Here is a 20850-nt window from a genome sequence, read left to right as displayed (position 1 = left end):
TGTGCTGAGTTTCTTTACCGGGCACGCACCGGAAGTGCGTGCCAATCATGCCTGGTATGCGGAAAAACAAGGCTATCGGCATGTGTTCGTCGATGCGTCGGCTGGGCCGCGAGATGTGCAGGTGCGGGCGCTACATCGGTATGAAGCGCTGCTTGACTTACTCGACGCTTGCCCGGACGACACTGTCGTCCTGCTGCTGAGCGAGGACGCGCTCATCGTCGAACCCTGTTCGCTTGATCGGCTCATGAATGACCGGGATGCGCTGCTGGTCGGCGTCGAGCGCGACCGCCCTCAAGCGGATGTGCAGTTCTGGCGCAATACGCCTGATACGAAAGCGAGTCTCTACCGGATAATGCAGCGCTGCAAGCTCGGCGGCGATCGGCTCAACGATGCAGCGACGCCGCTCGATGGCGAACTGGTGCATCCATGGTACGTGCCGATCGACGGTGTGAATGCGGTAATGCATACGGGCCCGAACATCGATCCGTACTGGAGCCGTACCGAAACGTTTGCGATTAGTCTCGCCGATCTGCATGACCCTCCGACACAAACGGGCAGTGCATCGCGTTTTCGTAAGATTCTGTGCGATCACCTGGAGACGTCCCGGATGCTCCATCTTCCGCCGTTTTCATTCGCTACGCCCGTCGGCGATGGGGCGTCACAACGCAGCACTTATACGCCGGGCAGGGAGATCGCGTTTGTCATGCTGTACACGCCGGGAATAGCCAGCTATGGCGGCATTGCCGAGCGTAACCTGCGGCTGTATTCGGAACGACACGGCTACACATTTTATGTGTATCGCGACACGCCGGCCGAAATCGGCCTGTCGGGTACAGGAAACTGGTTCAAGCCATGGCTTCTCGATGCATATCTGCCGCATCACGAATGGATCATCTGGGTCGATGCGGACGTGCTGGTCCTAGACCACGACAGACCGATCGACGCGTTGCTTGAAGGCAGGGATTACCTACTTGCCCGCGATATCGGGCAGTGGCCGTTCAATTCGGGCGTGATGGGATTTCGCCGCACCGCTGCAAACGCGGCGATGCTGCGCGGTCTGATGACGCGGATTCGCGGTTTGACAGATCGTTCGTCAGTGTATGCGCAAAATGGTGACCAGTTCTATTTCATCGAGGCGATGCAAGAAGCAGGGTTGCTCGATGATCGGAAAATCCTGAATCCGCTTGTGATCAATACACCGTGGTTTATGGTTGGCCCGGACAGCTTCATCGTGCACTACTACGGAATGTGGACGGAGATGCGTACGCTCGTGATGGCATACGACGACGCACACCGTGCCGGGTAAGACGCGTCATATTTCCAAGCACGTAACGACTACTTTGCCGAACATGAAATGACACTTCTCGACAGGTTGCTGAAACAAGCAATTTCGTTGCATTCGCGGCCAAAGCGAGTGCTTGCGCGCGTGTTGCTCGATGAGCGTGGCGTTGTGCAGGACGTCGTCTTGAAGGTGAGTTGCGGCGATTCCGCATGTGATGCGATTGCATTGAGCGCATTGCGCGAGCGTAGTTATGCGCCGGCGCGCACGGGAAAGCGGGCCGTGCGACGCTGGCATGAGATTGCCTATACGTTCGACGACTAGATGACAGCGCCTGAGCACCAGGCATCGCTTGCTGTGACGGATAACGAGAATGAACAGAGTACTGACGGTATTGACCAACCGCCCAGTTGACGGGCTAATTGACAATCACGCGGGCTATGCGCGCGCAAACGGGTATGCACACGCGATCGCTGACGGCATGCATGTATTTGGTCGCAGGCAGGCGGTTCTCTACAAATACCAGGCGATTTTTCATGAGCTCGTCTGCACACGTGATGATCGTCTGTTACTCGTACTGGATCCGTTTTCAGTGGTCTACGCCGCGCATGCGCTAGATGATGTTGCGCGCGGCTACGACGCGATCGTTACGAGCCAGGCTCCGCACTCGGATCTGCCGGCCGCAAGTGGCATGATCTTCCGGAACAACCTGGCGATTCGCGAGCGACTGAGAGTACTCGTTCTTGAGATCGGGAAATGGGCAGCGCATCTGGCCGGGTATGCCGAATACGAGGAGGCGATGCTGTTGGCTCGTGCGTTTCCGGTGCTGCCGTTCGAGAACCGATTGACGAACGGGCATTTCGCGGCGGCTCAGACCGTCTGGGACGACGGACTGGCACTCGATTCGCTACCCGAAGCGATGCCGCTGATTGCGCATAATGCACCGCGCTGGGAGCTGCGCGAGGGAGAATGGGCCGTAACGCCGGACTACGATTTTCGCTATGTCCTCGCGCTGCTCGACGATGCCCGGCAGATCGCGGGCAAAACTATACCTCGCGCGGCGGAACGGTGGAATGCCGCGAGGCATGGCGTGCGCCCAGCATCAATGCACCTGAACCTCGGCGCGCGCATCGCTTTCGTGACGCTCAATACATCGGAGATTGCCGGCTACGGTCAGATCCACGAGGAGAATTTCGTACGCTATTGCCAGCGGCATGGCTACGCATATCACGTATATCGGGAAATTCCAAACGATCTGCCGGGCGGAATCGCAGCTAACTGGGCAAAGGCACATCTGGTCAGAAGGCATCTTGAAGAGCACGCTTTTGTGTTCTGGGTAGATGCCGATGTGCTGGCCGTTAATCAAGACCTACCGGTCGAAGACACGATCGCCGGACGCGACTTCATCATCGGAATGGATCATACGGCGTGGGCGATGAATTCGTGCATGTTCGGCGCACGCAACACGTCGGCAATACGCGCATTGATCGACCGGATCTGCTCTGGAATTGAGTCCGTTGTCGATCGTTCGTCGATCTACGCGAGCGGTGGTGATCAACAGGCAATCCAGGATGCACTGCGTGATTTCGGGATGCTCGATGCGAGTTACATCGTTGATGCGATGACGCTGGCTGCATCTCCCGTCTATGCGACGCCAGACAGCCGGTTCGTGCATTTCCCCGCCCAGCACAACCATTACCGTGCGATTACGATGTCGATATGGAATCGCTGGAGTTGGACGCGATGATGTAACACGATGGTATTTAATGTGATCGACAGGATGTCGGATGCATGAACGAACTGCACCAATGTTGAGAATTGAATGAAACAGAATAACGAGGCAGTGCAATGGGCGTGAATTCGACCGACTGGTTGATCTCCGGCGTACCGTGCGGAATCGTCGTCACGACAGCGGCAGTTGTGACGCTTCTCTGTTTCGACCTGTCGTGGGAGGCCCAGGGAGCGGGATCGAGCGGGCAGGGGTTGCTGCCGCGATTCGTTCACACAGATCACCGATTCCGTATGATTCAGTTTGAATCGGAATTTAACCACCTGCGACGACGATTGCAATCAACGTATTATCTATGCCGGCGCTTCTATTTGCGGCTTCTCCGATCTTTATGGTCTTATGCTCGGCGTGGACCTAATCGTCACCACTTGTGCGACGCAAGCGCATCTCGCGAGGGCGTTGGGTATGCCGACAGTTCTTATTGTGGGCCCGAAATCGGATGCACGATGGGGGAATCGTGAGCGTACAGCGCTTTATCCGACCGTACATGTTGTGAGAGCGGGGCGGGCAGGCCATTGGAGAGACTCGATTAGTAAAGCGGCGCTTTCGATTCGCGCACATCGCATTGCCTGTGGAAGTTGTCCGTGCGGTTTTCACAAATGAAGAATCTGATCAAGGCTGCGTTTGAGTAGGAAAGATCGATGATCAAACCGGAAGATATTACTTGTCCGTTGAGGAGAGTTGACGAAATGGATGTGCCGCTTGTTCTACAGCGTGCGCACATGTGCGCTTGATGTGATCTATTGGTCGTTCGCTGTGTTGTCTCGGGCATGCGCGGCTAGATGGACCTTTTATCTCACACGGGGAGAATTGAAGATGTCGGATCCAACTACTGAAGTGTTTTCCAGAATCTATCACGAGCAAGCGTGGCACTCGACCGAAAGCGTCTCCGGATGGGGCTCCGAGCTTCGGAATACCGAGCGCATCATTCGAGAGTTGCCTGGACTGTTGCAGCGCCTCGGTGTGCGTTCTGTCCTTGATGTGCCGTGTGGCGACTTCAATTGGATGCGCCATGTCGATCTGAGCGGCATACATTATGTCGGCGCGGACATCGTCGAGGATATCGTTCGGGCGAATCAGGTAACTTACGCATCGTCGCAGCGTAGCTTTGTCCGCCTAAATCTGTTGACAGACTCGCTACCCGAGGTGGACCTGATTCTCTGTCGCGACTGTCTGTTCCATTTCTCGCACGCGGACGTGTTCCGGGCGCTGCATAATCTATGTCAAACAGATGCCAAATATCTGCTGACGACAACTTTCACATACCGCACCTATCCGCGCAACGGCGATATCAATACAGGTGGCTGGACGCCGATCAACCTAGAAATGGAACCATACAATCTGCCACCGCCACGCGCATTGTTGATCGAGGGCAGTCATGAATCGATTACCTATCCGGAGATCGGGACGATTCCACAGTACGATCGATGCCTCGGAATGTGGGAGATCGCAGACGTGCGAGCTCGGTTGCAAACCCTACCCTCAGGCTCACCGGGCAGTTGGTGAAGCTAATCTTAATGGTTATGAGCGAATGCATTTTGTCTACGAGAGCGCGGGGTATTGCGTCGATGATTGTCTTTTCTGGATGCCACGACCTGCGAGAGAAGGCAATCGAAATCGCCGCCCCAACTGCTCGGTTCGTCGGGCAGTTCTGCCTGCACTAATCGCTTACCGTTACCTCGTGACGGGGCACGGCCGGAGCCGGAGTCGGCGTGTTGTTCATGAGCTTCTCTGTCGACGGGGATGATCGATCGGGGAAGGTCGGTCCGATTATGCGAAGACGTTTCAGGTTCCGGCGGGCTCTTACCAGCACTCCATGGTCATCGCAGAACTCAATCCGTCGAGATCTGAGCATATGCAGGAACTGTGCCTAAGAACGCTTATGCTCTGCAACGCATAAGCGCTTACTTTGTTCATATCTCGAATCGGGGAAGTCGATCCCGATTGACAGCGGGAGTCATATCATTCCACGGTCAGAATTCAAAGTCTGCTACACTCCCAAGTTGGCTCGGCATTCCAGAAAATTAAACAATTTCCGTGGCCTCGTCATCTTCTCGAACGACCACAAATCGTGCTTGACGCAACAATTTTAAAATCCTAGATTGATTCAAAATGCTTCTATGCGGATGGGAAGCTCGCGACACTGGCGATACTAATTAAGTGAATTAATAAATACTTTTGTGGTGCGCTCTTTCGCTTTGCCGGGAATTTGACGACAGGATCACACACAGACTCCAGCTTCATGCAGATTTGCATAATTTCAATCGTTTTATCATTGAGTGGGTCTGCGGAGATACGCAGGCCTTGAGTTGCTGGCACCACATACGAAAGGAAAGACAAGTATGGCTCGCACCGAGCTACCGCCGTTACCTTTCCGCTAGACCATAGCGATTATGCGTGCATTTAAAATTCCGGAATAGTTTTCGGATGAATCTGTGCGCTCGTTAGATTATCAGAATTCTTCGCGGATTGCGAAATCCATTCATCAAGTAATTTCCGATCGATGGTCGTCGCGCGCGTAATTCACCCTCCATAGAAATTCAAGCTGAACGGAAATGATATGGATGAGACTCTCATTCTGGTAGACCAGAACGATACGCCTTTAGGTTTCGACACCAAGACGCGAATTCACCAAAATGGCGCATTGCACCGGGCTTTTTCAATCTTCATTTTCGACCACCGAGACCGTCTGCTGCTTCAGCGGCGCGCCCTCCGGAAATACCACTCGGCGGGCCTGTGGAGCAACAGCTGTTGCGGCCATCCGCGGTATGGAGAGGAACTGGACGCGGCGGTATCGCGACGTCTGCGCGAGGAGATGGGCGTCGCTTGCCGGATGAACAAGGTGTCGTCACTGACGTACCGGGCGGAATTGCCCGGCGGGCTGATCGAGCACGAGTACGACCATGTTTTCGCCGGCACCCTGGAGGGCGAGCCGACGGCGAATCCCGACGAGGTCGCCGACTGGCAATGGATCCCGGTCGATCGGGTCGTGGATCTGGTCGAGTGCCGACCGCACGACTTCACCGTCTGGTTCCGGGAAATCCTGGGCCGCGCGAGAACGAAGGGCCTCGCGCAATGGCGAACCATGTCGGGCAGCGGCGCATCCCTTCCCGCCAGGGGCGTCCCCGTATCGCGCGCAACATCGCGCTGACGGGATCTGCGAGATCAGCTCGGGACAACGACATGGACGCCTTGCTGAAGTCGATCGATACACCGGCCGCGTTGCGGAAACTCGCACGCGGGCAACTCGCGGACGTGGCAAAGGAATTGCGCGACTTCGTGCTGCAAACCGTATCGGCCACGGGCGGCCATCTGTCGTCGAATCTGGGTACCGTCGAACTCGCCATCGCGCTGCACTATGTGTTCGACACACCGTACGATCGCATCGTCTGGGATGTCGGGCACCAGTCGTATCCCCACAAGATTCTGACCGGCCGTCGCGATGCGATGAAAACGTTACGGCAGCTGGGCGGTATTTCCGGCTTTCCACGACGCGAGGAGTCTGCCTACGACGCTTTTGGCACCGCGCATTCCAGCACATCGATTTCGGCCGTGCTCGGCATGGCCCATGCGGCACGGATCGCGGGCGAAGCAAGGCACTGTGTCGCCGTGATCGGCGACGGCGCGCTGAGCGCAGGGATGGCATTCGAGGCGATGAACAACGTGTCGACGCACGAGGACATGCGCCTGCTGGTCATTCTGAACGACAACGACATGTCGATTTCGCCGTCGGTCGGCGGATTGCGCGACTGCCTCGCAAAACTGACCGCAAACCGCTTTCTCAACCAGCAGAAAGTCAACGCGAAAGCCGCGTTGCAGATGATGCCCACGGCCGCAAAGGACATCGCTCATCGGCTCGAGACGCATCTGAAAGGCATCGTGTTACCGGCCACACTGTTCGAGGCGCTCGGCTTTAATTATGTCGGCCCGCTGGACGGGCACGATCTCGATGCGCTGGTTCCTGCATTAGAGACGCTGCGCACGCTCGAGGGGCCGCAATTGCTCCATGTCCTCACGCGTAAAGGACAAGGATACGCGCCGGCCGAAGCCGATCCGGTGCTGTATCACGGACCAGGCAAGTTCGATCCGTCAGTGGGGATCATGCCGGCCACAACAGGCAAGATCACCTATGCGCAAATCTTCGGCGACTGGCTCTGCGACGAGGCGGAGCGCGACAGCCGCGTGGTGGCGATCACGCCGGCGATGCGTGAGGGATCGGGACTGGTCGAATTCGAGCGGCGCTTCCCCGATCGCTACTTCGATGTCGGGATTGCCGAGCAGCACGCCGTCACCTTCGGCGGCGGGCTGGCGACCGAAGGCCTCCGTCCGGTGGTCGCAATATATTCGACCTTCCTGCAGCGCGCTTACGATCAGCTCATCCATGACGTCGCGATCCAGCGCCTGCCCGTGGTGTTCGCCATCGACCGCGGCGGCGTGGTCGGCGCCGACGGCGCCACGCACATGGGCGCATTCGACCTGGCCTATCTGCGCTGCGTTCCGAATCTCGTGGTGATGGCACCGTCGGACGAGAACGAGTGTCGGCAGATGCTGCACACCGCGTTGCTGCACGACGGCCCCAGCGCGGTGCGCTATCCGCGCGGCACCGGGCCCGGTGCCGCCATCGCCGCGAAAATGAAAGCGCTGCCGATCGGCCGGGGTGAAGTCCGATTCGAATCGTCGCAGCCGATGGGCAAGCGCGTCGCGATCCTGGCGTTCGGCGCGATGCTCGCACCAGCACTGGCCGCAGCCGAGCGGCTCGACGCCACCGTCGCCAACATGCGCTTCATCAAGCCGCTGGACGAAACCTTGCTGCGGGCATTGGCGCAGACGCACGATGCGCTCGTGACCGTGGAAGAAGGGTGCGTGATGGGCGGCGCGGGTTCCGCGTGCCTGGAAGCGCTGGCGGCGCTGGGCATTCTGATTCCGGTGCTCCAGATCGGCTTGCCCGACCGGTTTATCGAGCATGGCGATCCGACCAGGCTGCTCGAAGCTTGCGGCCTGCATGCCGATGGCCTGTCGCGGTCGATCGAGGTGTTCCTCGACGCCAACCTTTCTGCCAGTCGGGCTGTCGCGGCGATCCGCACGCCTGAGCCCGTTTCCTTGAACGCCACACGGAGAAGACTCTCATGAGCACAACCCTCGCGCCCACCGGCCACGCCGTCGCCGCTCCGTTTGAAGTGGTGCCCGGCGCCGTGCCCAATCCTTATCTGGGCAAGGTGGAATATACCTATCAGGACGACCCCGAAGACTGGCGCAAGGCGATCGGGGACAACCTCATGTTCCAGTTCGGCGTCTATGACGATCCGCGTTCGACGCCGCCGATTTCGCTCGACGAATCGGGCCTGCGCTATTTCGACCAACAGATGGAGATCGCAGGCTTTGGCGGTTCCGAGCCGGCCCCGATCATCCGGCGCATTCTCGATGTCGGCTGCGGGTGGGGCTTCGGTCTCAAATATCTGGCAGAGCGCTTTCCGGCATGCGCGCGGCTCGATGGCGTCAATGTCAGCCGAACCCAGCTCGAATATTGCGCGAAATATCTCGCCGGGCAGCAGCTCGACGATCGCGTCCATCTCTATCTGTGCGATGCGCAGGACGTCGACCGGCTGCCGGACGCCGACGAGCCCTATGACCTGGTGACCATCCGCGGCGTCATCACGCACTTCCCGGACGATCTGTACGAGCGCGCGATGCGCAGGCTCGCCCCCCGCGTGCGCGAAGGCGCGAAGCTGGTGATCTCCGACAACCTCTACAACGTGCCGCTCGACGACTATCGCTCGGATATCCATGACGAGGTGGACCGGCTCGCCTGCAAGCACCGCAAACGTCCGGACTATTTCCGGCGCGTGATTGAGGACAGCGGGTTCGTGGTGGAGGACATCCGCGTCCTGCCTGCCAATATCGACGTCGTGCGCTGGTTCATGGACGTCAAGAAGAACATCGAACGGCACTTTACGCCAGGCAATATCCCGCCGCCGCTGGAGGAGCTGCGCGTCATGGCGGTGAGCCTTTCGGTCGCGCTGATCAAGGACAAATTCTCGACCTACAGCGTCATCGCGCGGCGGGAATCCGCCTGAGCGCGAGTCCGCTGATTCCAGATTCCATCCCAGCATCGGAGGCCCGTCATGAACGCCTTGCACGCGAGCGCAGCAGAAATCGAAATCGTCCAGGGAACCGGCGTCGATCCTTATCAGGACATGGTCGAGAAGGTTTATGCCGACCCGTCGGAGGAATGGCGCAAGATCATCGGCAGCGAGCTCTGGTACCAGTACGGCATATTCGACGAAAAAACCGACCCGCACAGCGACCCGCTCGATGCGTCGGGCCGTCGGCATATGGAGCTGCAGTTCGAACTTGCCGAGCAGGCCGGCGCCGATCTGTCCGTGTCATCGGTGCGGCGGGCGCTGGACATCGGCTGCGGCTGGGGGCCAGTACTCCGTTTCCTGGCCGCGCGCTATCCCGATTGCCACGTGGACGGCATCAACATCAGCCCATCGCAGATGGAATGCGCGCGCCAGATGGTCGAGCGCGAGGGGCTGGCAGATAGGGTGCGCCTCTATCTGTGCAACGCCAAGGACATCGCCGCGCTGCCGCGCCCGGACATTCCCTATGACCTGGCGATATTGCGCGGCAGCCTGATCCATTTCCCGCCGGAGGTGCTGCAGGCGGCGCTGGCCGCGCTGGCCGCACGGATGCGCCTCGATGCGACGGTGATCATTTCAGAAAGCCTCTACAAGGTCGATCTGGCGACCTATCAGTCGTTCATCCCCGACAAGGTGGATCGCGCCGCCTCTGGTCACCGGAAGACGCCTGACGGCTTGCAGAAGGCGCTGGAGGATCATGGTTTTGCCGTGATCGACCAGCGCATCCTGCCGAGCAACGCGGAGGTCGTCCGTTGGTACGATCTGGTTCGGGAAAACATCGAAGCCCATTGCCCGCCCCCCAGGAAGGCGAATTTCGAGGAGCTGCGCGACATCTCGATCAGCTTCGGCGACGCACTGCGCAAAGACAAGGCCTCGTCCTTCAGTTTCGTCGCGCGTCGTGCGTCGTCATGACCGCGCGCACTCCGCTTCCGGTCGCCGCGCATGAGAGCGGCGAACCGGGGATCGAAAGAGTGGTGATCGTGCCGGAGCCGGTCATCGAGGGGCCCCGTCCGCTGCCCTATCCGAACGGCTGGTTCGCGCTGTGTTTCAGCGACGAGCTCAAGCGGGCAAGCGTGCGCGCCGTTCCTTTCATGGGCAGCGATCTGGTGCTGTACCGGACGGCTGCCGGCATCGCCCATGCCGTCACGCCTTATTGTCCGCATCTCGGCGCCCATCTCGGCCATGGCGGCAAGGTCGACGGCGAGGATCTGATCTGTCCGTTCCACGGGCTCGCCTATGGGCCGGATGGCGCCTGCGTGCGCAGCCCCTTCGGCCCGACGCCGCCACGCGCCGCGCTGGACACATGGCTGGTGCGCGAGCGCGGCGGCGTGCTCCTGGTCTGGCGCGATCATCTGGGACGGGCGCCGGACTGGGAGATGCCGGACTTCGATGCGACCGGGTTTTCGCGGGCGAGGCGCAGTTGCTACGAACTGGGCGGCTACGCGCACGACATGATCGAGAACAGCTCGGACATCCGGCATTTCCCTCATCTGCACGGCTTCACCGATGTGGCGATGCGTCACGAGGTCGGTCGCCATCATCTGACGATCGATCTCACCGCCCGTTGGAAGGGGGTGGATGTCCATCTCCGCATGACCAGCCATGGCTTGGGCCATGTGCATGGCGAAACCGACGTGCCGCGCTTCGGGGCGAAGGTGATCACCCGATCCTACGCCACGCCCACCGCGCCGCTGAAATGGACACTGCGGTGGACGGACGTGATGCGTGTCGCGCGGATCGATGCGCTGCCGCCGTTTCTGCGCCAGCCGCTTTACGCGCTGCTCGCGGGGATCGCGCATCACTGGTTCGTCCGTGTCGTGCGCGCCGATTTCCCGATCTGGAGCAACCGCCGCTACCTTGCCCGGCCGATGCTGACCGCCGGAGAGGACGCCACGGCGGCACTCCGGCGCTGGATGATGCAGTTCTATCCGGAGCAGCCCGTGCCCCGAAACGGCGGCCCGATCCTCCCCCCCTCCAGGCCCTCATCCCCCCAACGGAGACAATCATGACCGGCAATTTCAGGCTTCCTCCGCTGCCGCTACCCGTCGAACCCAAGGTGCATCCCCATTTCAATCTGGAATGTCCGGCGGAAGATCGTTTCGAGGCCGTCACGCTGGAATATGCCGATCGATTCAAGCTCTATCACAGCGACGAGCAGCGGGCCCGCATGCGCAATACAGAAAATTCCCGCCTCGCGGCCTGGATGTATCCCTACGGGTCCGATGAGCTGCTGCAGATCGGTTCCGATTTCGTACTGTGGGCCTTCGCGTACGACGACGAATATTGCGACGAAGGGCCGCTCAGCAACGATCCAGTGCTTTTCATCCAGAAGGCGGGCGAAATCCTGCGGGCGATCGACAGCCCGGAAGACCCGCCCTGTAACGAAGACAAATACGCGATGGCGGCGCGGGACATGCGTCAACGCCTCGATCGCTACGCGAAGCCCGTGCAGGTCGCGCGCTTCGTGGAGGCGTTCCGCTGGTACATCACCGCCGAAATTCTGAAGATCACCAACCTCAAGCCGACACTCAGCGATTTTATGGTCCAGCGCCTGTACAGCGGCGGCGGCTGGGCCTTTCCCATCTTGGTCCACGTCGTTGCCGATATCGACATCACGCCGGAGGAATATGAGGATCGCCGCGTTCGCGCGATCTCAGAAATGTCGGCGATGCTGACGGTACTGGACCCGGAACTCTACGCCTATCCGAAGGAACTCGCGCGGGCGGTCAACGACAAGGAACATAATCTCATCCAGATCATGTGCCGCGATCATAAATGCTCGCTGGAGGAGGGGATACGCCATTGCTACGATTTCCGTTGGCGCATCATCAGCCTACTTTTCCGGCTGAGGGACGATGTGATGAAGGACGCCTCGCCGGGCCTGCGCGCCTATATCGAGACGATCATTCTCTATTGGGCCGGCTCCATCACCTGGGTCTGCGGCAATAACCGCTATTACTCGGTGGAGGGTCTCGAGCAGACCGGTCTGGTCAGCGGCGGCGAGTTGACCTTCGACTGCCCGCCGGAAAGCTTTGAATCGATCGGCGTCCCGTCTTTCGAATGGTGGTGGGAATACGATCCCGCGCGCCGCGCCGGATATCACCGGGAAAAGGTGGCCGCCCATGGATAGGCCAATGGAACGAGTGCCGTTGCCGCGCGAGACGCCGCCGCCCGTCATCGAGGGGCCACGTCCGCTGCCCTATCCGAACGGCTGGTTCGCGCTGTGCTACAGCCATGAGCTCAAGCGGGGAAGCGTGCGCACCGCGCCTTTCATGGGCGGAGATCTGGTGCTGTACCGGACGGCTGCCGGCATCGCCCATGCCGTCACGCCTTATTGTCCGCATCTCGGCGCCCATTTCGGCCACGGCGGCAAAGTCGACGGCGAGGATCTGATCTGTCCGTTCCACGGCCTTACCTATGGGCCGGACGGCGCCTGCGTGCGCACTCCCTTCGGCTCGACGCCACCGCGCGCCGCGCTGGACAAATGGCTGGTGCAGGAACGCAACGGCGCGATCTTCGTCTGGCGCGATCATCTGGGACGCACGCCGGATCGGGACGTGCCCGAGATCGATGTGACGGGCTTTTCCAAGCAGCGCCGGCATTGCAGCGAATTGGGCGGATATGCCCATGACGTGGCGGAGAATCTATCGGATTTCGCCCATTTCGATTATCTGCACGGCTTCTCTGCTGCGGAGATGACCCATGAGATCGAGGACAATCTGCTCGTCTCCCATCTCACCGGCCAATGGTTCGGGACGCCGATCCGGATTCGCTTCGTCTCGCACGGACTTGGCTTCTCCGTCGGCGAATGCCACATCCCGCGCCTCGGCGTGAAGATGATCCAGCGGGCCTACGCCACGCCGACTGCGCCGCTAAAATGGACCCTGCGATGGACCGACGCCGTGCAGGTGTCGCTGTTCAACATACTGCCGGCGGGGCTGGGCAAGCTGATGAACGAGCTGACCATCAGCATCCTGCATCGCATGTTCGCCGGCATCGTCGCCCAGGATCATGAAATCTGGGCCAACCGTCGCTTCGATCCGCATCCCAGACTGCTGGCAAGGGAAGCGACCATCTCCACATGTCGGCGCTGGATGATGCAATTTTATCCGGATCCGCCGACGTGATGAAATTGTGCGCGTCCGGAGCGGGGCCGGCCGTCGGCGCCTCGGACGCGGTGTGTGAGCGATAGGGAGGAGGTGGTCGCTGGGGGAGCTCGTCAATGACGGCGGTGCCATCACACAAGTCGGAACCGGCACACTAACGCTCAAGCCGAGGCAAGGAGCCGGTGCGATCAACAACGTTGGCGACCAAATCGTTAGCGCCGGCCGAGCAGTTGCAAACGCAAGCAGCCTGAACAACTCGCAGGGCGTTGAGGAGGATCTCCGTATGGTTTGTGTTGGCGTTCGCGGCTAAGCTGATACGATGTCTCGGGAAGGGAGGGCAGTGATCGATGGTAGCTCTATCCGTGGCGGACGGCATTCGATCCACACGTGTCGGCGAACCTCGTTACACCGGCTGCTTGAGGCGCGGAGCGAGGTTCTGAGCGCCTGGCAAACATGACGCACGCTGGTCGAAAGTTAGACGCGGCGCCACTCTGGCCAACATGCAGGTAGTCAGCAAAATCACCGCCGTGCTCTCGGTACAAGTGAAGAGCGCGTTCAACGGTACCTTCCGCCTCGAAACAGAGCTTGCGCGTCTCGAGCTGCGCCGTGAGTGCCGTCAAGATTTCTTGGCGATCGAGCCTGTCGCGTGAACGCAGAACCCATTCGATTTCCACCGTCACGGTCACCGGCATGTAGAAAGCCTCGGCTTGTCCGGCTGACGCGGTGAATAACTCACGGATGCGTGCGACTTGGTCAACATCGTCGTTAGTGAGCCAACGGACAAGTACGTCTCGCGATCGCCGCAGCAGTGCGCAGCGTGCGCCAGATCGCCTTGCGTATGAAGACGCCAGTCATGCGCAACCGCCTCACAGAATTGCGAGGGTGTCGGTGCCGAAGCCCTGCAGGCCCGCTTGCGCCGCATAGCCGAGGTGATCGAGCCCGAAGATGTCCTCGACGCTCTTCGGCAGCGAATAGTGGTTGTACGCGACGTTTGACATGTTTCCCCCGGCTTGATGAACTTTGAGATCATCACCGCGCCCGTCTGGTTGCCGCCGAAGCTCTGTGTCGTCAGGTTGATCGTCGCGCCCTTGTAGCTGAGCGACGACGTCTGAGGGAACGGCGGGAGGTTCGGGCCGGTCTGCTGGCTGCAGCACGCGGAGCCCAAGTACGTGAAATCGGTCACGCCGGGAGACGGCTGCGTGACAGTCGCATAGCTACTTTCGTCGAAGTTGATAATCAGCAGGCCGTTCTGCTGGTACGCCGGCGATGACATGACGAGCGGCACCCATTTTTTCAGGGACGCGTCCGCGCTGGTGAGGCCGCTCGGTTGGCCGTTCAAACACGGCGCGTCGTGGCCGTCGTTGCACAGGTTCGGCGTGATCAAGTTGAAGATTGCGGTCGTGTCGATTGATTTCAGGTCGCTGACCAGGACGCTCAGGTTGACGACGTTCTTTGCGCAGTAGGGCGAGTCGATGATCGAATGGAAGTACATGAACGAAATGTGGCGCGTCGCGTACTGGCCGCCGGCCGGCACCGCGGCGCTCGGAGCCTGGGCGGCTTGCGTGAGGTCGGCGGTGTTCAGCTCAGGATGGCAGCAGGTCGCTGCTTCGCGCGTCGGGTCGTTGTCCATGTCCTCTTCGTAGCCGTTCTACGTGAAGCCGGCGGCCGTGAGCTGGTCGTGCAGCGTCTTGACGCTCGCCGGATACGCGCATCCGTGTCGATCGCTTGGCCATCGGGTGTCGCGCCGGTCAGCGTGGCGTCTGTGTACTTCACGCAGTCGTTCGCGGTATCGGGCGTCGACGACTGCCCGCTGATCATCGCGATGTAGTTGTCGAGGCGCGCGTGGTCGGTGCCGTAGTATTGCGAGACCAACTCGCCTTGCGCCGGCAGCGTCGTTGCGAGATACGGCGCCTTCGTTTTCGCGCCGAAGGTGGTCGAGAAGTTCTCGTTCTCAAGCGTGATCACGAACACGTGACGGATCTGTTGCTTGTCGCTTGCCTGCATCGACGAGGACGACCCGCATGTCGTGATGATCAGTGTGACGAGCGAACCCAGCGCGGCAATCAGCGTGGCGTGCATCCAGAGACGAAAGGACATGAAAGTTCCGTTGTTGTATGTGGAGAGAGAGGGAATCTCGCAGGCGCTTACCCGTTCGGATATACCTGATTGATAAGACTCAGTCGCAGCAAGCCAAGCTGGGCGGACAGGTTGCCAGCAAGTAGAGATCACACCGGCGTCGCGCCGGTTGCTGCGCGGACACGTCGTACGTCGACGGCAGCGAAAGGCCCGCGGGCACCGCGGCGGTCATGCCCGCGGCATTCAACACCTGACGGCCAGCGACGCCTGATTCAGATGGGTGATGACGGCGACCTTCCCCAGTGCGACAGCCGCGCCAGCCTGCTTGACGATCGTGACCGCCACGCTGTCGGGTGTCGGCAGCGGTGGGCCGGTGCTTCTCGCCGCGCTAGGCGTTGCGATCGACACTACGCCAGCGGTCAACTGATACTTCGACGCGAGCACGCCAGCTACTTCATGCTGCGCATAGATCAGCACGGCGGCTATCCTGCGGAACTGGAAGACGGCATCGGCGATCCGCTTGTTCACGGGGCGCGGCACCGGCCGTCGCGGTGCGGTTGCCGAAGCTGTACGTGACGATTGTCATAATCTGGCCGGTATCGATACCCGGTGGAGTCCACGAGAAGAACGCGTTGAACAGGTAGCCCGTTTCGGTACCGGACACGGCGGGATCGTTCAGTTCGTTCGTCAGCTTGCCGAGCATCTGATCCTGAAGCTCGGCATCCGACGGCGGAACGTCGTAGGCGTAGCCCGGCGTGCTGGCGGCGCACAGCACCGCCAGGGCGGGCGCGGAGGCCAGGAAATAGCGGCGAGTCTGCATGGTCGTTTGGTCTGGACAGGAGGCGAAACGCATCAGCCTTTCGGAAAGGCCTGCATCGTGGCGAGCATCGCCTTCGTGATCACTTGCGCGGACATGTCGTGCACGAGGCACAGGTGGCGATTGCGCGTTCACGGCTGGCCGGACAGTGTGTCGTACACTGTCGGCAGTGGCACTTCCTTGACGGCGAACGCCGTCATGCCCGCCTGCTGCGATGTCTGGATGCAGCGATTCGCATGATCGAGGTGGTCGACCATCGCGACGTTGCCCATCGCCGCGGCGCCGCCCGCGTGTGTCACCGCAGCGGCCGCGATCCCGACAGTGCTAAGGTACACGACGCTGCTGTTGCAAGCGATTACGGGCTTGATCGACGTCAGCACGTCGGTGCCCATCTGGTACTTCGACACCTGGAAGCGCGCGATTACCCGCTGCGCGTAGACCTTGATGGGCTTCAGCAGGTGGATCTGGTGGATCGCGTCGGTGAGCGCCTCGTTGAAGGGGCCGGGATTGGTCAGCGCCGCCTGATTGCCACCGGTGTTCGACGTGTTGTCGCTCGCCGCGTTCGGGTGATTGCCGAAGCTGTACGCTGGCGTTCGCGGTCGCAATCGACGGCAGGTCCCAAGTGAAGCTGAGTCCGTCAGCACCGGCTGGATTGCGTTGACGGTCGCGGTATTGCCGAAGCTGGGGGGCGAATGATTGGCACATAGGTTATAGAATTCGAAGCAAAAATGCAGTTTTGATTGTCAGTCATCGTTAAATGAAATGATCAAGAAATGTACTAGAACGAAATTTTAATCCATGGGCTGGTCGAACGATGTCGAGAATTTTTCTGGGAGAATTCGAGAAGGCCTCGGTCGTTAGCAGCAACAGTTCGTGACTCGCGGCGTGGAAATCGGCACGCGGCGCATAGATGGCTGAGCAGCAAACGGAGGTTGCGCTGCAAGCAGAAGCATTGGTTCAGTGCTATGACGAAAACAAACCAGCTTCTGCTTGTCGTCCGAATTTGCTGCCTCCGGATTCCTCCGCAATGTAACTCAATCAGGTCAGGCGTGGAAGAAATCGACGCACGCATATCAGGCTTAGGAATTAGGTCATCACTTTAAATTTCTTTCGGTACTGACACATCTACTCTAAACTAATTCGCCAAGCTTAAAAATTGGAGCCTCACAATGATTCTGCAGTCGTCTAAACTGAAGCAGGCACTGCTTGCGACCAGCAGCGCAGCGGTACTCGCAATGCTTGCAGTCCCTGCGCTAGGCTCCTCGCCGCTTGCTACCGATGATCAGTTTACACTCGATGCGCTGGCCGTTAGGATCGATCGAGACAATTCGTACCCTGTCCTGAAGGCGGAAGCGAAAGCGGCGTATGTACTAGCCGCAGGCAGTGTCGTGAGCGCGGAGGCCGCCTCGCGCCTTGATAGCGCGATTGATGAGTTGGCGTTTAGCGCCATTCAAAAGGCCGTAAACAACGATCCGTTCAATCCAAAGGTGTACTGGGTGAATGCGTCTTCCCGAAGCTGGAAGGGAATTGATGTGCCGGGTGGCCGTTACTCGTACGACAATCCAGATTGCGTTTACCGGACTATTCCGATTGACGGCGCCTCTCGCTACATTATTAAGGGTAGGCGCACCGCTTCCAGCCCGATCGACGTAACGTTCTCGCTGATCAGTAATCCAAATTCCCAGCAGACCCTTGCTATCCTAACAAAGAGGGATCTCGTGGTTGCTCCGGACGGAACCTATACAATCACAATCGATAATACTCCTGCAAATGGGCGTCCGAATCACATTCAATCTAACGGGCGTGCGCGGCAATTGTTTATTCGCAATAACCTCGGAGATTGGAGCTCGGAGACTCCAGATGCAATGAGTGTACAACGCCTTAATGATGGAAAGAGTTATCCAGTTCGGAGTTCGGTCGATATTGCAAATGAAGCATGGCTAGATCTACAAGAATCCATTGTCGATTATGGTATCGGTGCACTTGGGCTGAAAACGCACACCAACCCCATCAATACGTTGTCTAGCCCATCCCGTTCGTCAACGCTAGGTACGTTGACTACGCAGGCAAGTTCGTTCGGCTATTTCAGATTAGCGGACGACGAAGCGCTAGTTGCCACGGTGAAGACTGGAGGGGCCGGTTACCTAGTGTTTCCTGTCACCGATCCGTGGATGGTGACCGTTGATCCGGGTCGCCATCAGTCTAGCTTGAATAATGTGCAGGCCGTACCCGATCCGAACGGTGACTACACGTTCGTAGTATCCGTTCGGGATCCTGGTGTAAGGAACTGGATTGATACGGTGGGCCTACACGAAGGTACTGTAATGGTCCGTTGGCAAAATTTGCCCGAGGCCCAGTCGCCGGGAGGCGGTCCTGCAATCGAGACGAGGGTCGTGAAACTGAAGGATTTGGCCGGTGTATTGCCAAGCGGAACGCGCTATGTGACTTCCGCCGAACGTACGCGGCAACTGGCGGAACGTGCGGCTGGATATGCACGTCGGGCGGAATTTCAGTAGCTCCATGGTATACGGCCTCTTATCTATGGGCATGTTCCGTTGTGACTGATTCGTCGAGCGATAGGCATGAATAAACCGCGTCACAGTTGTTCGAAGTGTCTGCGCGCCGGCGCTTCCAAGGGCGCAAAATTTCCGCGTGAACTCTTGCCCCGGGAGGTCACGATCCGGCTGTACGCCGATCTCGGCAACGTGCCGTGCGCGGGGAAGCGGCGCCGGGTCGTCCTCGATGCGCGCGATCCGGCGCGGGTGACCTATCTGGGGCAGGCCGACCCAGGCGCGCATTGACAGAGTCCGGCCCCACCAGGCGGTGGGGCTACGCGTTGCGGTTTGCGACGGGTTGGGGCGTCTGCTTCGCGATGCCCCGTCTGCGAACCCGACTAGCCTCAATAGAGGTTCTGCAGCCCGAGTACGCTGCCGACCAGCGCGCCCAGATAAGCGGGAACCTGCACGGTGCGATCGTTCACGAACACGCGGCGCTCTTGATACGTGAAGGTCTTAATGCTGACATGAAACGCTCTCGCAATGTTGTCGGCCGTGCCTTGCGCGCGCACGCTGAAATGGCTCGCATCCACATCGATCCGGGTGAAGCCGTTCTGCTTCAGGTAGGCCACCACTTGATCGACTTGAACCTGGGTGGGAGCGAACCTCTGCGCGGCGCGCATCCGGGGATCGCCGGGCGGCGCTCCCGCGGCGGCCCCGGCGCGCGACGGCGGATCTTGCGGCTTCAGGAGCAGTTGGATGTCGAACAGCTGTCCCGTCGCGACCAGCATGCCCTGCGCCGCCAGCCGCCGGACGAGTGCGTTCTCGCCGTTCGGCGCGCGCCCGTCGCCGGGCGGGTCGACCGGCGAGGTCGTCAGCGTATTCACCCAGTCAGTGTCTCGGGCGAACGACGCTGTGGGAAGCGCGAGAGCGGCGGTGATGAGCCATGCCACCAGGGGATTGAATGTCAAGGGAAATGTCCTCCGAGGATCGAAAGGGAAGCGCTGGCGTTGTCGATCCAGGCGGATCGCGACGTCGCGTCTGCGCGCCCCGCATCCGCCCGAATCGGCGGCCTCAGTTCGTCGCAAACCGGGCGATCGCTTGGGCGATCTCGTCCGGATGCGACAACTGCACCCAGTGTCCGGCATCGATATGGACGATCTGCGGACTCTGGACTGCGCCCTTCAATGAATCGACCGACGTCGCTTCCTTGACGAACAGGTCCAGCGTTGGAACGATCACCTGAATTTTCTGCGTGACGACCTTGTCATAGGTCGGAATGAGGAGCCGCTCCAGCACGTTTGCGCGATACAGGTTCAATGCGGTCGCACCGTCGCCGGACTGATAGGGTTCGCGTGTACCACCCTCCAGCAGCACGAGGAGATTCAGCATGCCGTTGGGCAGGCCGGTCGCCCATGCGACCTCGGGCAGGACCGGGAAGTCGAGGCCGATGATGTAGGCCGACGACACCGCCTGCGTGATCAGATTGCCCCATTGCAGTGGATTTACGAGATTATTGCGCGCCCAATGGCTGACGAGATCTAGGCTCGGCCCGGAAATGGTCGTGTAGGAGGCGATTTTCGACGCGATCGGCTCCTTAGCGACGGATTCCCAGCTCTGGATGCTGCCCCAGTCGTGGCCGACCAGATGCACGGGGAGACCGCTGGAGGTGGCGTTGATCACAGCGCCGAGATCGGCCGACAACTGGGTGAGCTTGTACGGCGTCGAGAACAGACCGGGCGCGGGGTGCTCGCTGTCTCCCGACCCGCGCGTGTCGTAGGCGACGACGTGGTAGTTCGGCGCAAGGCGCGCGACCACCTGGTCCCACACGTGCGAGGTGTCGGGATACCCGTGAACCAGCACGATCGTGGGCGCTTGTCCCGCAAGCAGGCCGTATTCATGCACGGCGATGCGCGCCCCGTCGGTGCTAACGACCACGCGGTCGCGCGCGACCGGCAGGGCCAACCGGACTTCCTTGCTGGAAGCGGCGGCGACGGCCGGCGAGTCGCTGCCGAAAAGCTGCTGGGCGAGGGCGGCGGGCGCGCCGATCGCGATGGCCAGCGCGATGATCGCGGCGCGGATCGTGTGGAACAGGCCGTGTGTCGAGTCTGTCGTGAATGTCATGTGGATCCCCTGTCGATGTTGATC

21 protein-coding genes are annotated in these 20850 nt (G+C 60.0%); 13 read left to right on the top strand and 8 right to left on the bottom strand.

Annotated elements, in window-relative coordinates; translation table 11 throughout:
* Position 1 precedes the first annotated feature (1 nt).
* From WT24_RS14335 to WT24_RS14290, 11 genes are all read left to right on the top strand, one after another.
* The gene (locus WT24_RS14335) at positions 2-1306 is read left to right on the top strand and encodes a galactosyl transferase GMA12/MNN10 domain protein (protein ID WP_257127485.1); all 1305 of its coding nucleotides are present in this window, start codon (positions 2-4) and stop codon (positions 1304-1306) included.
* A 48-nt stretch (positions 1307-1354) separates the two neighbouring features.
* The gene (locus WT24_RS14330) at positions 1355-1603 is read left to right on the top strand and encodes an energy transducer TonB (RefSeq protein ID WP_060034245.1); all 249 of its coding nucleotides are present in this window, start codon (positions 1355-1357) and stop codon (positions 1601-1603) included.
* A gap of 49 nt (positions 1604-1652) precedes the next feature.
* Positions 1653-3026 (top strand): hypothetical protein, encoded by a 1374-nt coding sequence (locus tag WT24_RS14325; RefSeq protein ID WP_060034243.1) that lies wholly within the window; start codon positions 1653-1655, stop codon positions 3024-3026.
* Positions 3027-3884: 858 nt separating this feature from the next.
* Complete coding sequence (locus tag WT24_RS34350; protein WP_156441798.1) at positions 3885-4574, top strand: class I SAM-dependent methyltransferase; 690 nt, start codon at positions 3885-3887, stop codon at positions 4572-4574.
* Between the two features lie 1054 nt (positions 4575-5628).
* A complete protein-coding gene (idi, locus tag WT24_RS14320; protein WP_060034240.1) occupies positions 5629-6219 on the top strand; it encodes an isopentenyl-diphosphate Delta-isomerase in 591 nt (196 codons plus the stop codon).
* Between the two features lie 32 nt (positions 6220-6251).
* On the top strand, positions 6252-8198 hold the full coding sequence (gene dxs, locus WT24_RS14315) for a 1-deoxy-D-xylulose-5-phosphate synthase (protein ID WP_060034237.1): 1947 nt from the start codon (positions 6252-6254) through the stop codon (positions 8196-8198).
* Positions 8195-9142: a cyclopropane-fatty-acyl-phospholipid synthase family protein gene (locus tag WT24_RS14310; protein ID WP_060034235.1), complete on the top strand. Its 948-nt coding sequence runs from the start codon at positions 8195-8197 to the stop codon at positions 9140-9142. The genes dxs and WT24_RS14310 overlap by 4 nt, the downstream gene beginning before the upstream one ends.
* 48 nt (positions 9143-9190) lie before the next feature.
* A complete protein-coding gene (locus WT24_RS14305) occupies positions 9191-10120 on the top strand; it encodes a cyclopropane-fatty-acyl-phospholipid synthase family protein (RefSeq protein ID WP_060034232.1) in 930 nt (309 codons plus the stop codon).
* The gene (locus WT24_RS14300) at positions 10117-11217 is read left to right on the top strand and encodes a Rieske 2Fe-2S domain-containing protein (RefSeq protein WP_060034231.1); all 1101 of its coding nucleotides are present in this window, start codon (positions 10117-10119) and stop codon (positions 11215-11217) included. Before WT24_RS14305 ends, WT24_RS14300 begins: the two co-directional genes overlap by 4 nt.
* A complete protein-coding gene (locus WT24_RS14295; RefSeq protein WP_060034226.1) occupies positions 11214-12338 on the top strand; it encodes a terpene synthase family protein in 1125 nt (374 codons plus the stop codon). The genes WT24_RS14300 and WT24_RS14295 overlap by 4 nt, the downstream gene beginning before the upstream one ends.
* A gap of 4 nt (positions 12339-12342) precedes the next feature.
* Complete coding sequence (locus WT24_RS14290) at positions 12343-13335, top strand: Rieske (2Fe-2S) protein (protein ID WP_257127484.1); 993 nt, start codon at positions 12343-12345, stop codon at positions 13333-13335.
* Positions 13336-13670: 335 nt separating this feature from the next.
* On the opposite strand, the gene WT24_RS35775 is transcribed toward WT24_RS14290, so the two are convergent.
* From WT24_RS35775 to WT24_RS14275, 6 genes are all read right to left on the bottom strand, one after another.
* Positions 13671-14054 (bottom strand): PIN domain-containing protein, encoded by a 384-nt coding sequence (locus WT24_RS35775; RefSeq protein ID WP_373557233.1) that lies wholly within the window; start codon positions 14052-14054, stop codon positions 13671-13673.
* Positions 13997-14944, bottom strand: coding sequence for a hypothetical protein (locus tag WT24_RS35600; protein WP_306453348.1), 948 nt, complete (start codon positions 14942-14944; stop codon positions 13997-13999). Before WT24_RS35600 ends, WT24_RS35775 begins: the two co-directional genes overlap by 58 nt.
* Positions 14893-15411, bottom strand: a complete 519-nt coding sequence (locus tag WT24_RS35595; RefSeq protein WP_306453347.1) for a hypothetical protein — start codon at positions 15409-15411, stop codon at positions 14893-14895. Before WT24_RS35595 ends, WT24_RS35600 begins: the two co-directional genes overlap by 52 nt.
* Positions 15412-15633: 222 nt before the next feature.
* Positions 15634-15867, bottom strand: coding sequence for a hypothetical protein (locus tag WT24_RS35300; RefSeq protein WP_257127483.1), 234 nt, complete (start codon positions 15865-15867; stop codon positions 15634-15636).
* Positions 15845-16243: a hypothetical protein gene (locus tag WT24_RS35295; protein ID WP_257127482.1), complete on the bottom strand. Its 399-nt coding sequence runs from the start codon at positions 16241-16243 to the stop codon at positions 15845-15847. The genes WT24_RS35300 and WT24_RS35295 overlap by 23 nt, the downstream gene beginning before the upstream one ends.
* A 95-nt stretch (positions 16244-16338) precedes the next feature.
* A complete protein-coding gene (locus WT24_RS14275; RefSeq protein WP_257127481.1) occupies positions 16339-16812 on the bottom strand; it encodes a hypothetical protein in 474 nt (157 codons plus the stop codon).
* A gap of 564 nt (positions 16813-17376) precedes the next feature.
* Between WT24_RS14275 and WT24_RS32765 the strand changes: the two genes are divergently transcribed.
* Positions 17377-18723, top strand: coding sequence for a hypothetical protein (locus WT24_RS32765; protein ID WP_082742178.1), 1347 nt, complete (start codon positions 17377-17379; stop codon positions 18721-18723).
* Positions 18724-18789: 66 nt separating this feature from the next.
* Positions 18790-19008: a hypothetical protein gene (locus WT24_RS34345; protein WP_156441797.1), complete on the top strand. Its 219-nt coding sequence runs from the start codon at positions 18790-18792 to the stop codon at positions 19006-19008.
* A gap of 98 nt (positions 19009-19106) precedes the next feature.
* Here WT24_RS34345 and WT24_RS32760 read toward each other — a convergent pair whose 3' ends face one another.
* Together WT24_RS32760 and WT24_RS14265 are read right to left on the bottom strand one after the other, a co-directional pair.
* Positions 19107-19673 carry a protease pro-enzyme activation domain-containing protein gene (locus WT24_RS32760; protein WP_257127480.1) on the bottom strand — a complete coding sequence of 189 codons (567 nt, stop codon included), beginning with the start codon at positions 19671-19673 and terminating at the stop codon, positions 19107-19109.
* 103 nt (positions 19674-19776) lie between these two features.
* Entirely contained in the window at positions 19777-20826 is a 1050-nt protein-coding gene (locus WT24_RS14265; RefSeq protein WP_060034220.1) for an alpha/beta fold hydrolase, read from the bottom strand.
* Positions 20827-20850 lie beyond the last annotated feature (24 nt).

The organism is Burkholderia sp. MSMB1078WGS, assembly GCF_001528895.1.
Taxonomy (GTDB): Bacteria; Pseudomonadota; Gammaproteobacteria; order Burkholderiales; family Burkholderiaceae; genus Burkholderia.
This window is presented reverse-complemented; position numbering and strand designations above follow the sequence as displayed.

What these genes read in the sequence shown, in the direction of transcription:
- WT24_RS14265 (WP_060034220.1), bottom strand. Translation starts at nt 20,826, where the DNA reads ATGACATTCACGACAGACTCGACACACGGCCTGTTCCACACGATCCGC.
- WT24_RS34350 (WP_156441798.1), top strand. Translation starts at nt 3,885, where the DNA reads ATGTCGGATCCAACTACTGAAGTGTTTTCCAGAATCTATCACGAGCAA.
- WT24_RS14330 (WP_060034245.1), top strand. Translation starts at nt 1,355, where the DNA reads ATGACACTTCTCGACAGGTTGCTGAAACAAGCAATTTCGTTGCATTCG.
- idi (WP_060034240.1), top strand. Translation starts at nt 5,629, where the DNA reads ATGGATGAGACTCTCATTCTGGTAGACCAGAACGATACGCCTTTAGGT.
- WT24_RS14295 (WP_060034226.1), top strand. Translation starts at nt 11,214, where the DNA reads ATGACCGGCAATTTCAGGCTTCCTCCGCTGCCGCTACCCGTCGAACCC.
- WT24_RS14305 (WP_060034232.1), top strand. Translation starts at nt 9,191, where the DNA reads ATGAACGCCTTGCACGCGAGCGCAGCAGAAATCGAAATCGTCCAGGGA.
- WT24_RS35295 (WP_257127482.1), bottom strand. Translation starts at nt 16,243, where the DNA reads ATGCGTTTCGCCTCCTGTCCAGACCAAACGACCATGCAGACTCGCCGC.
- WT24_RS35600 (WP_306453348.1), bottom strand. Translation starts at nt 14,944, where the DNA reads ATGGACAACGACCCGACGCGCGAAGCAGCGACCTGCTGCCATCCTGAG.
- WT24_RS14300 (WP_060034231.1), top strand. Translation starts at nt 10,117, where the DNA reads ATGACCGCGCGCACTCCGCTTCCGGTCGCCGCGCATGAGAGCGGCGAA.
- WT24_RS14325 (WP_060034243.1), top strand. Translation starts at nt 1,653, where the DNA reads ATGAACAGAGTACTGACGGTATTGACCAACCGCCCAGTTGACGGGCTA.
- WT24_RS14310 (WP_060034235.1), top strand. Translation starts at nt 8,195, where the DNA reads ATGAGCACAACCCTCGCGCCCACCGGCCACGCCGTCGCCGCTCCGTTT.
- WT24_RS32765 (WP_082742178.1), top strand. Translation starts at nt 17,377, where the DNA reads ATGATTCTGCAGTCGTCTAAACTGAAGCAGGCACTGCTTGCGACCAGC.
- WT24_RS34345 (WP_156441797.1), top strand. Translation starts at nt 18,790, where the DNA reads ATGAATAAACCGCGTCACAGTTGTTCGAAGTGTCTGCGCGCCGGCGCT.
- dxs (WP_060034237.1), top strand. Translation starts at nt 6,252, where the DNA reads ATGGACGCCTTGCTGAAGTCGATCGATACACCGGCCGCGTTGCGGAAA.
- WT24_RS35595 (WP_306453347.1), bottom strand. Translation starts at nt 15,411, where the DNA reads ATGTCCTTTCGTCTCTGGATGCACGCCACGCTGATTGCCGCGCTGGGT.
- WT24_RS14290 (WP_257127484.1), top strand. Translation starts at nt 12,343, where the DNA reads ATGGAACGAGTGCCGTTGCCGCGCGAGACGCCGCCGCCCGTCATCGAG.